The organism is Sphingopyxis sp. SCN 67-31 (assembly GCF_001725095.1).
This window is the reverse complement of record NZ_MEFH01000059.1, coordinates 1-14410: the sequence shown is the minus strand read 5'-3', so window position 1 is coordinate 14410 and position 14410 is coordinate 1. Positions and strand designations below refer to the sequence as shown.

The following is a 14410-nucleotide window of genomic DNA, read 5'->3' as shown; positions in this document are numbered from 1 at the left end:
AGACCCCCCAGGGCCATGCGCGGCCGATGGGTGTCCCGACCGCGCGCGACGTGAGCGGCGATGCGGGGGATGACAGGAGGCGCGACCGGATCGACGTCGCGCCGCGCTTCACGCAGGCCGACGTCGTCCGCCTGAACAATCTGTTCCGCGGACAGGACGCCGCGGAGGTGGTCGCGAGCGTGCTCGGCGCGGGATTGCTCGGCGACACCGCGATCGTTTCGAGCTTCGGCGCCGAAAGCGCGGTGCTGCTCCATCTGGTGACGCGCGCGGCGCCCGATATTCCGGTGCTCTTTTTGGACACCGGCAAGCATTTTCCCGAAACGCTCGCCTATCGCGACACGCTCGCGGCGCGGCTCGGGCTCAACCTCGTCACGCTGACGCCCGATCCGGAGGAACTGGCGAAGAAGGACGAGACGGGCCTGCGCTGGTCCTACGACCCCGACGGCTGCTGCGAGATCCGCAAGGTCAGGCCGCTCGAAAAGGCGCTCGCCGACTTCGACGCCTCGATCACCGGCCGCAAGGGCTTCCAGTCCGCGACGCGCACCGGCCTGCCGCGCTTCGAACTCGACGGCAGCTCGGGCCGCCTCAAGTTCAACCCGCTCGCCAACTGGACGCGCGAGGCGCTCGACGCCTGGTTCGAGGCGCACGACCTGCCGCGCCACCCGCTGGAGGCGGAAGGCTATCCGTCGATCGGCTGCTCGCCCTGCACCTCGAAGGTAAAGCCGGGCGAAGACCCGCGCGCGGGCCGCTGGCGCGGCTGGGACAAGACCGAGTGCGGCATCCACGAAGCGGTGACCCCGATCGGCGACGATCCGGCGAACGACCCGGCGTTTTGAGGCTCGTCATTGCGAGGAGCCGAAGGCGACGCGGCAATCTCCAGCTATCGACCTGTGCGAGACCAATAGCTGGAGATTGCTTCGCTTCGCTCGCAATGACGACGCTATTGAGCGATCGGCCTACTCGTAATCCGCATAGGCCATGCTGTCGTCGGCGAGGTCGCTGAACTTGGTCGTCTTGGCCTCGAAGTGCAGGCGCACCTTGCCGGTCGAGCCGTGGCGCGATTTGGCGACGATCAGTTCGGCAAGGCCGAAGACGCGCTCCATCTCCGCCGCCCATTCCTCGTGCGCGGCGTGGATCTTGATGTCGTCGCCTTCCACCGGGCGCTTCGGCTCGCGTGCCGCGACATAATAATCCTCGCGGAACACGAAGAGCACCATGTCGGCGTCCTGTTCGATCGAGCCCGATTCGCGCAGGTCCGAAAGCTGCGGGCGCTTGTCCTCGCGGCTTTCGACCTGACGGCTGAGCTGCGACAGCGCCATCACCGGCACATTAAGTTCCTTCGCCAACGTCTTGAGACCACGCGAAATCTCTGAAATCTCCTGCACCCGGTTATCGCCGCTGCGCGACGAGCCCTGCAGAAGCTGGAGATAGTCGACGACGATGAACCCGATTCCGTGCCGCCGCTGCAGCCGCCGCGCCCGCGTGCGCAGACCGGCGATCGTCAGGCCCGGCGTATCGTCGATGAACAGCGGCAGCGTCTGGAGCTGCTGCGCGGCGCGCGATAGTTGCTGGAACTGCTCCTTGCTGATCTTCCCCATGCGCAGCGCTTCGCCCGACACGCCCGACTGTTCGGCCAGGACGCGCGTCGCGAGCTGGTCGGCCGACATTTCGAGGCTGAAGAAGGCGACCTTCGCGCCCATGTTCTTTTCGGGCGGAATGCCGTCCTCTTCGTCGCGGCGCCAGCGCTCGGCGGCGTTATAGGCGATGTTGGTCGCCAGCGAGGTCTTGCCCATGCCCGGACGGCCGGCGAGGATCATCAGGTCCGAATTGTGCATGCCGCCGATCTTGGCGTTGACGCTCGCGATGCCGGTCGTCGTGCCCGACAGGTGACCGCCCGAATTGAGCGCGCGTTCGGCCGCCTGGAGCGCGGTGAGGCTCGCGGCGCTGAAGCTCTTGACCGACCCCAGTTCGGCATCGCCGCCCGCGACCTTGTAGAGCGAGGTCTCGGCCTCCTCGATCTGCGCCTGCGGATCGACGCTCTCGCTGGTGTCGAGCGCATTGTCGACGAGCGTGCGGCCGACCCCCACGAGCTCGCGCAGCAGGGCGAGGTCGTAGATCTGCCGCGCGAAATCGCGCACGCCGATCAGCCCGGCGCCGCTGCCGGTGAGCTGCGCGAGGTAGCCGACGCCGCCGACCGCCTTCATCGCCTCGTCGCCCTCGAAAAAGGGCTTGAGCGTCACCGGGGTCGCGATGCTGTTGCGTTCGACCAGCGCCATCGCCTGCGCGAAGATGCGCCCGTGCAGCGGTTCGAAGAAATGCGCGGGCGAAAGCTGCACGGGCAGATCCTCGACGACTCGGTTGTCGATCAGGATCGCGCCCAGGAACGCGGCCTCGGCCTCGATATTGCGGGGCAATTGGCGGTCGTCCCCGGTGAGAACCGGAGTGGGGAACAGGGCTAGCTCGGGCATGGCGACGCATAATGGAACCCCCCGAAACCATATGCAACGGCGTTGATCGTCGCGGCCACGCCTGCCGTGGAGCGTTCTGGGGATAGTTTTGCGGCCTCCCCCTCCCGCAGGCCCACCCCCAACCCCTCCCGCCTGCGGGAGGGGGGACCTAGCCGCCCCCTTGCCCTTCGCCGTGCGGCGGGTAGAAGCACCTTCATCATGACCGACGCCGACCCATCGAAGCAGCGCATCATCTCGGTCGAACTCGACGAGGGCACGATCGTTTGGCGCAATCCCGATGTCGAGCAGGAACGGCGCGTCGCCATCTTCGACCTGATCGAGGACAACAAGTTCGTGCCGCAGCGCGGCCATCCCGACGGCTATGCCGGGCCCTACCGCCTGATGCTGCGGGTCGAGGACGGCCGGCTGATCTTCGAGATCAGCCGCGATGACGGGTCGCCGCTCGAAGCGGTCATCCTCGGCCTCGGGCGCTTCCGCCGGCCGATCCGCGACTATTTCGCGATCTGCGATTCCTATTATCAGGCGATCCGGTCGGCGACCGCGCAGCAGATCGAAACCGTCGACATGGCGCGCCGCGCGCTTCACAACGAAGCGGCGGAGATGCTGATGGACCGGCTGGACGGCAAGATCGCGGTCGATTTCGACACCGCGCGCCGTCTGTTCACGCTGATCTGCGTGCTGCACATCAAGGGGTGAGCATGGCGAAGGGGGCGATCCAGCGCGGGAACAAGCGGGCGACGCCCGGCTGGCGCGAGGCGGCGGCGCGCGGGTTGCGGCGCGTCGGCGGGGTGCTGCTGCTGGCCGTGCTCGCCATCGGGGTCGGATTGTGGTGGGCGGCGCGCTGGACGCCGCCGCGCGCGCAATATCCGTTGCAGGGGGTGACGCTCGATGCCTCGAACGGCCAGGTCCACTGGGGTTCGGTCAAGGCGGCGGGGGCCGATTTCGCCTATCTGGCGGCGACCGACGGCGACAGCGGCGTCGATCCGCTCTACGCGCGCAACATGGCCGCGGCGCGCGACGCCGGGGTGCGCACCGGTCCGATCCACCATTACAGCCTGTGCCGCCTCGCCACCGACCAGGCGGCCAATTTCATCCGCCACGTCCCGCGGCGCACCGACGCGCTGCCTCCGGTGGTCTGGCTCGATTACGACGACCGCTGCCCCGACCGGCCGACGCGCGCGCTGCTGCTGAGCGAACTCGCGACCTTTCTGGCGCAGATCGAGGCGCATATGGGCAAGCGCAGCCTGATCGCGCCCGGCGCCGCGTTCGAGGCCGATTACAAGGTAACGAGCGGCATCGCGCGCACCACCTGGCTGCGCCGCGATTTCTTCGAGCCCGACTATGGCGCCCATCCCTGGGTGATGTGGCAGGCCAACCATTATCTGCGCATCGCCGGCGCCGACGGCACGGTCGGCTGGAACGTCGTGCGCCCCGAAGGAACCACGCCATGACCGACGATCCGACCGACGCCGACCGCGACGCGCTGATCGACGCGGCGCGCGAGGCCGCCGCGCGCGCCTATGCCCCCTATTCGGGCTTTCACGTCGGTGCGGCGCTATTGCTCAAGAACGGCGACGTGGTCACCGGCGCCAATGTCGAGAATGCGAGCTATGGCCTGACGCTGTGCGCCGAAACCGCGGCGATCGCGAAGATCGCCAACGAGGGCTGGATCGGCGAACTCGCCGCGGTCGCGATCGTCGGCGGCCGCCCCGAAGGCGCGCCGCTGGCCGGTGCCGAGGCGGTGCATCCGTGCGGCCGCTGCCGCCAGATATTGAACGAGGCGGCCGAGCAGTCGAAGACCGACATCTGGGTCCATTGCGCATCGGGCGACGGCACGGCGGTGGAAAGCTATCGGCTGAGCGATCTGCTCCCCGCCGCCTTCGGGCCGAAGGATATGGGCCTCGTCCGCGACTGACCGCTTGCGCAAAGGCGCGCGCGCCGACAAGACGGCGGCATGGCCATTCTTTCCGACAAATGGATTCGCGACGCCGCCCGCACGCAGCAGATGATCGAGCCGTTCGTGGAGGCGCAGCGGCGCGACGGCTGCATCAGCTATGGCCTGTCGTCCTACGGCTATGACGCGCGCGTTGCCGACGAGTTCAAGATTTTCACCAATGTCGACAGCGCGGTCGTCGATCCCAAGGATTTCGCGTCGAACAGCTTCGTCGACCGCAAGACCGACGTCTGCATCATCCCGCCGAACAGCTTCGCGCTCGCGCGCACGGTCGAATATTTCCGCATCCCCAGGGACGTGCTCGTCATCTGCCTCGGCAAATCGACCTATGCGCGCTGCGGAATCATCGTCAACGTCACCCCGCTCGAACCCGGCTGGGAGGGTCATGTGACGCTGGAGTTTTCGAACACCACCCCCCTACCCGCGAAAATCTATGCCAACGAGGGCGCGTGCCAGTTCCTGTTCCTGCAGGGCAACGAGCCGTGCGAGACGAGCTACGCCGACCGCGCGGGCAAATATATGGGGCAGAAGGGCGTGACGCTGCCCAAGCTCTGATCCCGCGGAACCGCCCCGCCCTCTCGCGCGTCATCTCCCCAAGCGGAAGGGGCGCGTGTCGGAGGATGTTCCATGTCCATGATCGCCGTCTTCATCGGCCGCCTGTTCATCGCGCTGATCTTCGTCGTCTCGGGGATCAACAAGCTGATCCACGTCAACGACACCAGCGCGATGATCTCCGCCGCCGACCTGCCCGGCTGGCTCGCCGTTCCGACCGGGTTGTTCGAACTGATCGCGGGCGTCTGCATCGCGCTCGGCATCTATGCGCGAGCCTTCTCGCTGCTGCTGGCGGCGTTCGTGCTGCTCACCATCCTCTTCTTCCACCGCGATTTCACCGATCCCGTGCAGGCGATGGCGGCGATGAAGAATCTGGCGATCGCGGGCGGCCTGCTCTGCCTCTTCGGCTATGGCCACACGCGCTGGAGCTATGATGCGCTGCGCCGCAGGCGCCGCGACGAGATCGAATTGCACGAGGCCGAACTGCGCGCCGCGCGCGCCGAGGGTCAGGCCGAAGCCGTGGGCGCGCCGGTCGTCGTCAAGCGGCCGTGGTGGCGCTTCTGACGCTTCGCGCTTGGCATCGCGGTCCGCCTGCGCTAGCCTTCGCTTGACGTTTACGTAAAGGGAGGGTTTCATGGCATCCCGCGATCTCGACATCATCGTCTATGGCGCGACGGGTTTCACCGGGCGGCTCGTCGCCGAATATCTCGCGCATCATTACAAGGGCCGCGCGGACGCGCCGCGCTGGGCGATGGCCGGGCGCAGTCTCGACAAGCTGGCCGAGGTGCGCGACCTGATCGGCGCCGACGAGGAAACCCCGCTGATCGTCGCCGACGCCGACGATCCCGCGAGCCTCGACGCGATGGCCGCGCGCACGCGCGTGGTGTTGACCACGGTCGGCCCCTATCAGCTCTACGGCAGCGCCCTCGTCGCCGCTTGCGTGCGCGCGGGCACCGCCTATGCCGACCTGTGCGGAGAGCCGGGCTGGATGCGCGAGATGATCGACGCGCACCAGGACGCGGCCAGGGCGTCGGGCGCGCGCATCACCTTTTCGTGCGGCTTCGATTCGATCCCCTTCGACCTCGGCGTGCTGTTCCTGCAGGCCGAGGCGGTGAAGCGCCACAGCGCCCCCGCGCCGCGCGTGAAGGGCCGGGTGCGCCAGATGAAGGGCGGCGCGTCGGGCGGCACGATCGCCAGCCTGACCGAGACGCTGAAAGCCGTCGCGAAGAAGCCGTCGCTGGCGCTGCTGCTCAAGTCGAGCTTCGCGCTCACCCCCGGTTTCGAAGGGCCGCACCAGCCGAGCGGGCTGGTTCCCGAACATGATCCGGCGACCGGCACCTGGACCGCGCCCTTCGTGATGGCGCCGATCAACACCAAGAACGTCCATCGCACCAATTTTCTGCTCGGGCACCGCTGGGGCGCCGACCTCGTCTATGACGAAATGGTGATGACGACGATCGGCGACGCCGGCAAGGCGATGGCCGAAGCGATGGCGAAGGCGAATCCGTTCGGCGACGCGAAGCTCAAGCCCGGCGAAGGGCCGAGCAGGGAGGAGCGCGAGAACGGCTTCTACGACATCCTGTTCATCGGCGAATATCCCGACGGGCGGACGATTCGCGCCTCGGTGCGGGGCGACCGCGACCCCGGCTATGGCTCGACGTCGAAGATGCTCGCCGAAACCGGCATGACGCTGCTGGCGACCGAGGGCGAAGGCGGCATCTGGACGCCGGGCGCGCTGCTGGGGCAGGCACTGACCGACCGGCTGACCGCCGAGGCCGGGTTGAGCTTCCAGATCGAGGAATGACCCATCTTCCGTTCGTGCTGACCCCGGCTCAAGGCCGGGGGAAGCACCGTTCTTCTTTCCCTCGAAGGAAGGGCGGCCCTTCGACAGGCTCGGGGCGAACGGATTCATGACGAAATGACGGATATGACCCTCTCCTCTCTCTCTCCCCTCGACACCCTTCTCTCGACGCTGCGGACCGATGGCGATGTCGCGACCGCGCATATCGACGAAGGCTGGATGCAGGGACGCACCGCCTATGGCGGGATCAGTTCGGCGGTGGCGCTCGCGGGCACGATGGCGCTGCACCCGACCGATGCGCCGCTGCGCTATGCCCAGATCAGTTTCGTCGGCCCGGTGGCCGGCGATTGCACGGTCGAGACACGGGTGCTGCGCCGGTCGAAATCGAGCCTGTTCGTCGATGCGGGCGTGTCGAGCGAGGCGGGTTTCGGCACCGCCGCGGTGTTCGCCTTCTCGCCCGACCGGGAAAGCCACGTCGATCACAATCGCCTGACCATGCCCGACGCCCCGCCGCCCGAGGCGCTGGAACCGGTTCCTCAGCACAAGGTGCGCCCGACCTTCTCGAAGCATTTCGACATGCGCCCGACCACCGGCCCGCGCTTCGGCTGGAAGCAGGAGGTCGGCGAGTATCTGACCTGGGTGCGCTTCGTCGAGGAACCGCGGTGCCACCCCACCGTCGCGCTGCTCGCGCTCGGCGACGCGTTGCCGCCCGCGGCGATGGCGCTGTTCAGCGAATTCGGGCCGATCAGCTCGATGAACTGGACCGTCAACATGCTCACCGCGACGCCCGAGACCGACGACGGCTGGTGGCTTTTGTCGGCCAGGACAGGCTATGCGCGCCGCGGGCTGTCGGTGCAGGACATGATGCTGTGGAACCGCGCCGGCGAGCCGGTGCTGAGCGGTAGCCAGGCGGTTGCGGTGTACGCATGACGATCGCGATCTAACCGCCGATAGCAGGACGTCGCTTCACTCCGGAACCGGCAGCGCGATCACCGCGTCGAGGCCGCCGCCCGCGCGGTTGGCCAGCGTCAGGCGGCCGCCCTCGCTTTCGGCGATCTCGCGCGCGATCGCCAGTCCCAGCCCGGCGCCGCCGGTCGCGCGGTTGCGCGATTCCTCGCCGCGCGCGAAGGGCTCCATCAGCGCTTCGATCTGCGTTTCGGCGAGGCCGGGACCGTCGTCGGACACGATCAGGCGCGCCTCGCCGTCCGCGACCTTCACCGACAGGCGTGCGCGCAGGCCATAGGCGACCGCATTGTCGATCAGGTTGCGCAGCGCCCGGCGCAGCAGCATCGGCCGCGCCTGCACCGTCACGGCGGCGACGGCGGCGAGCGAGACGTCCTTGCCCTGCTCGCGATAATCGGCCGCCACGTCGCCGGCGAGCGCGTCCAGCCCCACCGCCTCGCGCGCTTCGGTTCCCGAGCCGGCGCGGGCCAGCGCCAATATGTCGGCGAGCATCGCCGTCATCTCCTCGATCGACGCGATCATCTTGTCGCGCAGCCGCGCATCCTCGACCTGCTCGACGCGCACGCGCAGGCTGGCGAGCGGGGTCCGCAGGTCGTGCCCGACCGCGCCGAGCATCCGGTCCTTGTCGGCGAGCATCGCCGCGATCCGCGCGCGATAGGCGTTGAAGGCACTGATCAGGTCGCGCACGTCCGACGGCCCCGCCTCGACGAGCGGAGTCGTGTCGCGCAGCGCCGGATTGCCGCGCGCGGCGCGCGTCAGGTCGCGCAGCGGCGCGGCGGCGCGCCAGGCGATGAACAGGATCGGCACCAGCAGCAGCAGATAGAGCGAGAGCGTCTGCCACAGCAGGAAACCCTGCAGCCGCTTTCCGTCGGTCGGAATCCGGCTGCGCACCGCATAATAGCGATCCCCCACCTTTGCCGACACGACGACCGTCCGCGAGGAGAAGCCCGTGCGCTGCGCGTGCGGCCGCGGCGGCAGGGCCCAGGCATCGACCCGCTCGGCACGGACGTCGGCCTCGTCGAGCAGCCCGGCGACATAGGCGGCGAGCGCGGGGGCCGCTTCGGCCTGCGGCGGCGGCCGGGTCGGTTCGTTCGATATGACGAGCCGCTGCACGCGCTCGCGCCGATTGTGATCGCTGTCGTCGGCTTCGGTCACGCCGCGCCGGTCGCGTTCGACGGCGTCGATGATCCGCGCGACCGCCATGCCGCCGCCGTGGGCCAATATTTGCTGCCGCTGCCCGCGCGCGAGCATCGCGAAATTGACCGCCTGCGCGATGAACAGCATCGCGGCAACCGCAAAGACAAGCTGCCCGATCAGGCTGCGGGGCCACAGGCGCAGCGTCATGTCGCCGCGTCCATCCGCTTGACCTCGCACGCCAGCGTATAGCCGCCGCCCCACACGGTCTTGACGATCTGCGGCCGCGCCGGATCGTCCTCGATCTTCTTGCGCAGGCGGCTGACCAGATTGTCGATCGCGCGGTCGAAAATGTCGGCCTCCCGCCCGCGTACGAGGTCGAGCAGCCGGTCGCGGCTCATCACCTGCCGCGGGTGACGCACCAGCGCGTGGAGCAGGTGATATTCACCCGACGACAGCGCCACCTCGCGCCCGTCGCGATCGACCAGCACGCGCTCGACCTCGCGCAGCACCCAGGGGCCGAAGGCATAGCTCGTCCCGCCGGCGTCGAGCGCGCGGCCGTTCGCCTGCGTCCGGCGCAGCACGGTACGGATGCGCGCGACCAGTTCGCGCGGGTTGAAGGGTTTGACGACATAGTCGTCGGCGCCGATCTCCAGCCCGATGATCCGTTCGGTATCCTCGGCCCGCGCGGTCAGCAGGATGACGGGAATATGGCTCGTCTCGCGCAGGTGGCGGGTCAGCGACAGCCCGTCCTCGCCGGGCATCATGATGTCGCTCACCACCAGGTCGATGCTCTTGGCGCGCAGCACCGACCGCGCCTCGGCCGCGCTCGCGGCGTCGCTGACGGCAAAACCCTGTCCTTCCAGATACTCGGACAGCGGCTCGCGGATCGACGGCTCGTCGTCGATCAGCAGGATGCGGGGGGTATCGCTGTCGGTCATCGTCGATCTGCCTGAAACATGAGGTTCGCCCACCGGCCGGGGGCCGATGGGCGATACCGTGCTGGCAGCGGACTGCGGCAAAGGCAATGGCGAGGCCACCCGGCCGCCGTCCGCGCGCCGATCAGTTGGTGGCGGGGGCCGGAGCGGCGTTGCGCTTGGCCTGCCACTCGGCGCGCTTCGCCTCGCGCTGCGCCTTGCGTTCCTCGGCCGTCACCTGCCCGTCTTTGTTGGCATCGAGGCGATCGAAGCGCGCCAGGGCGGCCGTTTCGAACTCGGCGCGGCTGATCGCCTTGTCGCCGTTGGTGTCGGCCCTCATCATCATCCCGCCGCGCATGCCATGGCCGCCACGCTTGCCGTGATGGCCGCGCATCGCGCGCGGGCCTTCGCGGGCCTCGCCGGCAGCGGCGGCGCGCTTTTCCTTCCGTTCGCCGCGCTTCGCCTGACGCTCGGCGGCGCGCTGGTCCCATTCGGCCTTGCTGATGCTGCCGTCCTTGTTCGCGTCGAGCCGTTCGAACATCTTCGCCTGCATCGCGGCGCGCGCCGCGGCGCGGTCGGCGGCATCGAGCTTGCCGTCGCCATTGGCGTCAAGCTTGGCGAACATCTGCGCGGCGTGCGCCTGCGCCTCGGCGCGGGTCAGCACGCCATTGCCATCGGCGTCGCCCATGGCGCGGGGGCCGCCCGCGGGGGCGGCAAGCACCGGACCCGCGATCAGCGCGGCGCCCAGTGTCAGAAAAGCGATCTTCTTTTTCACGTCACCTAACTCCTTGTTCTGGGACCGAGGGGAGAGAAGCCGGTCCCGATGACGGCCTTCTAGGGGTCATTTGTCCCAAGCCATTGCCCGCTCGACGAAAAATTGTCGCAAATTGTCGCAAAACCGGCGGTCCGTTCATGACGGCGCAAGCCGGCGGCCCGGTTGCGGCCCGCCCGCGCGGAGTTTAGCACGCGCGATCGATAAGGAGAAAAGACATGAGGGGTTTCGCACTCGACCGACGGACGTTGCTCGCGGGATTGGGGCTCGCCGGAATGGGGAGCGTCGCGGCCACCGCGATCGCCCGGCCGGCGTTCGCGGCGGACAGCGCCGACGCGCGGCTCGACGCGCTGCTCGCGGCGCAGTTCGAGGCGGGGCTGCGCGACGACCCGACCGCGCCACCTCGCTCGGGCTCGACACCGGCGCGCTCGCCGACCTGCGCGCGCGCTTTCCCGACTGGTCGCCCGCCGGGCGCGCCGCGCGCGACCGCCGCATCGACAGCGACCTCGCCGCGGTGCGCGCGATCGATCCCGACACGCTGGGCGACACCGCCCGCGCCGCGCACGACAGCGCCGAGTTCGACCTCACCGCGCGCCAGCGGCTCGCGCGCTTCCCCTATCACAGCGGCGGCTTCGGCCACCGGGCCGGTCCCTATGCCGTGACCCAGCTCGGCGGCTTCTACACCGGCGTCAGCACCTTTCTCGACAGCCAGCACCCGGTCGCGACCAAGGCCGACGCCGATGCCTATATGGCGCGGCTCGAAGCGGTCCCGGCGCTGCTCGACGACGATACCGGCATCGTCGCCGCCAACGCGGCGATGAACGTCGTGGCGCCGCGCTTCATCCTCGAACAGGCGCTCCGGCAGCTCGCGCGGCTGCGCGACGGCGACGTCGCGAGCAAGACGCTCGTCGCCTCGATCGCGCGGCGCAGCGCCGCGATCGGTCTCGACGGCTATGGCGAGCGCGCCGCGGCGGTTTTCGAAGGGCCGATCCGCGCCGCCCTCTCCCGCCAGATCGACGCGCTCACCGCGCTGCTGCCGCGCGCGGGCGATGCGGCGGGCGTCGGCCGCCTGCCCGATGGCGAGGCCTATTATGCCGCGACGCTTGCGCAGCATACGACGACCAGCCTGGGCGCCGCCGAAATCCATCGCATCGGCCGCGAGCAGCTTGCCGACCTGACCGCGCGCATGGACGAACTGCTCAAGGCGCAGGGTTACGCCAACGGCAGCCTTCGCGAACGGCTCGACGCGCTGGGCAAGGCGGAGGGACAGTTGTTCGCGAACGACGACGCCGGCCGCGCCGAGATGCTCGCCTATCTGAACGGACGCCTGACCGCGGTGCGCGCGCGCCTGCCGCAGGTGTTCAGCCGCATGCCCAAGGCGCCCTACGAGATCCGGCGCGTGCCGCCGGAGATCGAGATCGGCGCCCCCGGCGGGTCGGCGCAGGCTGGCACGCCCGACGGATCGCGCCCCGGCATCTTCTTCATCAACCTGCGCGATACCGGCGAATGGCCGCGCTACACCCTGCCCACCCTCGCCTATCACGAAGGCGCGCCGGGGCATCTGTTCGAGGGCGCGCTCAAATATGAGGATGCGGCGCTGCCGCTCTATCGCCAGACGGCGTCGGTGACGGCGTTCGGCGAAGGCTGGGGCCTGTATGCCGAACAGGTCGCCGACGAACTCGGCATGTACGACGACGATCCGCTGGGCAAGATCGGCTATCTCGCCTCCTATGCCTTCCGCGCGTCGCGCCTCGTCGTCGACACCGGGCTGCATGCGATGGGATGGAGCCGCGAACAGGCGATCGACTTCATGGTGCAGAATTCGTCGGAGGCCCCCAGCGCGGCGCGGACCGAGATCGACCGCTATATCGTCTATCCGGGCCAGGCCTGTTCGTACAAGATCGGCCAGACCGCGATCAGCCGGCTGCGCGACGAGGTGTCGGGGCGGCCGGGCTATGACATCAAGCGCTTCCACGACGTCGTGCTCGGTGCGGGCCGCATCCCGCTCGCGGTGCTCGAGAACCGGGTGCGCGCCGCCTTTCCGGCCTGAACCAAAAAGTAAGCCCCGTCGCATCTCTGCGGCGGGGCTTCCCTAGGTTGCGTCCGAAGACGCGAACCAAATTCTACTCTTTCTTTCGATCAAGTAGGCCATGGAAACGTCCGGCGAAGCGGGAAGGTTCCATGGATGCGAAAAAATGTTCGTTAGGTGACCTTCCGGGCCGCTGCGGCGCCCAGGATCAGGAACAGGACCACCAGCGCCAGCCCGATGAAGAACAATATTTTCGCGATGCCGGCCGCCGCGCCAGCGATGCCGCCGAAGCCGAGCACCGCGGCAACCAGGGCGATCACGGCGAAAATAAGGGCCCATTTGAACATCCGATACCTCCTCCAAGCCGGCGCGCAAATCGGCCTTGGGAAACGCGCGTCAACGCAGTTTTCCAAGGACGGACGGCCCTTGGCCGCGCCGCAATCTGCTGAATAGCAAGGGCCCTGATCAAACGACCGCACCGGCCGAAAGTTCCGGGGCGTGGCCGGCACGGGATGGAGGCGCGACCCCTTGTCCGGCGTTACGCCGCCTGTTCCCGGTCTACCGCCGCCTGAACGCGCTTGTAGAAGGCCTCGCGCTCCGCGACGAGGCCGTCGGGATCGGTGGCGACCGGCCAGTTGCCGTTCGACGCGATGACCAGCCGCCGCGCGGCGTCGACGAATATGCCCTGCCCGTATATGCCCTGCGCCGAATAGCTGCCGTCGTCGTTCGTCCACCATTGATAGCCGTAGCCGCGGCCGGGAATGTCGACATCATACGCCTTCGTCGTCGCCTGCGCGATCCAGTCATCGGGCAGGACCTGCTGTCCGCCCGCCACGCCGCCGCCCATCATGAACAGACCGAAGCGCGCAAAATCCCGTAACCTCGCGGAAATGCAACAGCCCGCGATCTCGTGCCCGGTCGCGCCGAGCATCCACACCGCATCGTCCTCCATGCCGAACGGCTTCCAGATCTTCTCGGACAGATAATCGGACAGCCGCTTGCCGGTCGCCGCCGAAACGAGGACGCCGATCAGGTTCGTTTCGCCCGTCTTGTACACCCATGTCGTGCCGGGCGCCGCCTCGCGTGGCAGCGCCTTCATGTAGCTGACGGAGACATCCTCGCCCGGCACCGGTTTCTGGCTGTTGAACCGCGATACGTCGGACGCGGGGTCCTCATAATCCTCGTTCCATTTCACGCCGGAGGACATGGTGAGCAACTGGCGCACCGTCACCTCTTCGAGGGCCGAGCCCAGCAGCGCCGGAAGATAGGTCGACACCCTGTCGTCGAGGCTTCCGATATATCCGTCCTGCAGCGCCGCCCCGACCAGCGTGGACGTGATGCTCTTGGCGACCGAAAAACTCGTCCAGCGGCCGGTCGCGGTATAGCCGAGCGCATAGCGTTCGAACCGGATCGCGCCATCCTGAACGATGATCAACCCGGCGTTGCGCTGTTTCGCCATATGCGCGCCGATATCGAACCCCAGGTCGATGATCCGCCCCTGCGGGACCGGGTGCATCCGGTTTCCGGCGCGAATCGTGGCGACCTTGATGCCCGGAAGTTCCTCGACCGCGCGAAAGGCCGCATCGCGATGGTCCTGGCTGGCTAACAACATGGCTTATCCTCGATCGATGGATGGACGGGCAAAACGCCCCGCGCGGTTGCGGCGCGGAACGCGGAGCATCGCTTGCGGCAGCCCCGATCGCGAGGCCGCCGAAGCCGTGCCTAAGGTCTGTGGGGATTCAGAGTCTATCGCCGCGATATTGTATAAAGCCGTGTTCCCCCGCGAAGGCGGGGGTCCATCTTCGGCCGGTTCCATCTCG

15 protein-coding genes are annotated in these 14410 nt (G+C 68.3%); 9 read left to right on the top strand and 6 right to left on the bottom strand.

Annotated features, from left to right (window positions below; genetic code table 11):
- The first annotated feature begins 26 nt into the window (after positions 1-26).
- Positions 27-836: a phosphoadenylyl-sulfate reductase gene (locus ABS88_RS11150; RefSeq protein ID WP_286749835.1), complete on the top strand. Its 810-nt coding sequence runs from the start codon at positions 27-29 to the stop codon at positions 834-836.
- Positions 837-956: 120 nt separating this feature from the next.
- On the opposite strand, the gene ABS88_RS11145 is transcribed toward ABS88_RS11150, so the two are convergent.
- The gene (locus tag ABS88_RS11145; RefSeq protein ID WP_286749776.1) at positions 957-2468 is read right to left on the bottom strand and encodes a replicative DNA helicase; all 1512 of its coding nucleotides are present in this window, start codon (positions 2466-2468) and stop codon (positions 957-959) included.
- Positions 2469-2666: 198 nt separating this feature from the next.
- Here ABS88_RS11145 and ABS88_RS11140 point away from each other — a divergent pair, with 198 nt between their 5' ends.
- The 7 genes from ABS88_RS11140 to ABS88_RS11110 all read left to right on the top strand — a co-directional run bounded on the left by ABS88_RS11140 (position 2667) and on the right by ABS88_RS11110 (position 7705).
- A complete protein-coding gene (locus ABS88_RS11140; protein WP_286749775.1) occupies positions 2667-3164 on the top strand; it encodes a UPF0262 family protein in 498 nt (165 codons plus the stop codon).
- 2 nt (positions 3165-3166) lie between these two features.
- Entirely contained in the window at positions 3167-3919 is a 753-nt protein-coding gene (locus tag ABS88_RS11135) for a glycoside hydrolase family 25 protein (RefSeq protein ID WP_286749774.1), read from the top strand.
- On the top strand, positions 3916-4383 hold the full coding sequence (locus ABS88_RS11130) for a cytidine deaminase (protein ID WP_286749773.1): 468 nt from the start codon (positions 3916-3918) through the stop codon (positions 4381-4383). Before ABS88_RS11135 ends, ABS88_RS11130 begins: the two co-directional genes overlap by 4 nt.
- Positions 4384-4422: 39 nt before the next feature.
- Positions 4423-4977: a dCTP deaminase gene (dcd, locus tag ABS88_RS11125; RefSeq protein ID WP_067109979.1), complete on the top strand. Its 555-nt coding sequence runs from the start codon at positions 4423-4425 to the stop codon at positions 4975-4977.
- A 72-nt stretch (positions 4978-5049) separates the two neighbouring features.
- Positions 5050-5538, top strand: coding sequence for a DoxX family protein (locus ABS88_RS11120; RefSeq protein WP_082737232.1), 489 nt, complete (start codon positions 5050-5052; stop codon positions 5536-5538).
- A 70-nt stretch (positions 5539-5608) separates the two neighbouring features.
- The gene (locus tag ABS88_RS11115; RefSeq protein ID WP_286749772.1) at positions 5609-6778 is read left to right on the top strand and encodes a saccharopine dehydrogenase family protein; all 1170 of its coding nucleotides are present in this window, start codon (positions 5609-5611) and stop codon (positions 6776-6778) included.
- Between the two features lie 114 nt (positions 6779-6892).
- On the top strand, positions 6893-7705 hold the full coding sequence (locus ABS88_RS11110; protein WP_234002625.1) for an acyl-CoA thioesterase: 813 nt from the start codon (positions 6893-6895) through the stop codon (positions 7703-7705).
- A gap of 36 nt (positions 7706-7741) precedes the next feature.
- Here the strand turns inward: ABS88_RS11110 and ABS88_RS11105 are convergent, their stop codons facing one another.
- The 3 genes from ABS88_RS11105 to ABS88_RS11095 form a co-directional block, all read right to left on the bottom strand.
- Entirely contained in the window at positions 7742-9082 is a 1341-nt protein-coding gene (locus tag ABS88_RS11105; protein ID WP_286749771.1) for an ATP-binding protein, read from the bottom strand.
- Positions 9079-9813, bottom strand: coding sequence for a response regulator (locus ABS88_RS11100; RefSeq protein WP_212597284.1), 735 nt, complete (start codon positions 9811-9813; stop codon positions 9079-9081). Before ABS88_RS11100 ends, ABS88_RS11105 begins: the two co-directional genes overlap by 4 nt.
- Positions 9814-9934: 121 nt before the next feature.
- Complete coding sequence (locus ABS88_RS11095) at positions 9935-10564, bottom strand: EF-hand domain-containing protein (RefSeq protein ID WP_286749770.1); 630 nt, start codon at positions 10562-10564, stop codon at positions 9935-9937.
- A 70-nt stretch (positions 10565-10634) separates the two neighbouring features.
- Here ABS88_RS11095 and ABS88_RS11090 point away from each other — a divergent pair, with 70 nt between their 5' ends.
- Positions 10635-12611, top strand: coding sequence for a DUF885 domain-containing protein (locus tag ABS88_RS11090; RefSeq protein WP_353745069.1), 1977 nt, complete (start codon positions 10635-10637; stop codon positions 12609-12611).
- A 152-nt stretch (positions 12612-12763) separates the two neighbouring features.
- Here the strand turns inward: ABS88_RS11090 and ABS88_RS11085 are convergent, their stop codons facing one another.
- Together ABS88_RS11085 and ABS88_RS11080 are read right to left on the bottom strand one after the other, a co-directional pair.
- Positions 12764-12937 carry a DUF1328 domain-containing protein gene (locus tag ABS88_RS11085; protein WP_076075692.1) on the bottom strand — a complete coding sequence of 58 codons (174 nt, stop codon included), beginning with the start codon at positions 12935-12937 and terminating at the stop codon, positions 12764-12766.
- Positions 12938-13128: 191 nt separating this feature from the next.
- Positions 13129-14202, bottom strand: a complete 1074-nt coding sequence (locus tag ABS88_RS11080; RefSeq protein WP_286749768.1) for a serine hydrolase domain-containing protein — start codon at positions 14200-14202, stop codon at positions 13129-13131.
- Positions 14203-14410: the final 208 nt, after the last annotated feature.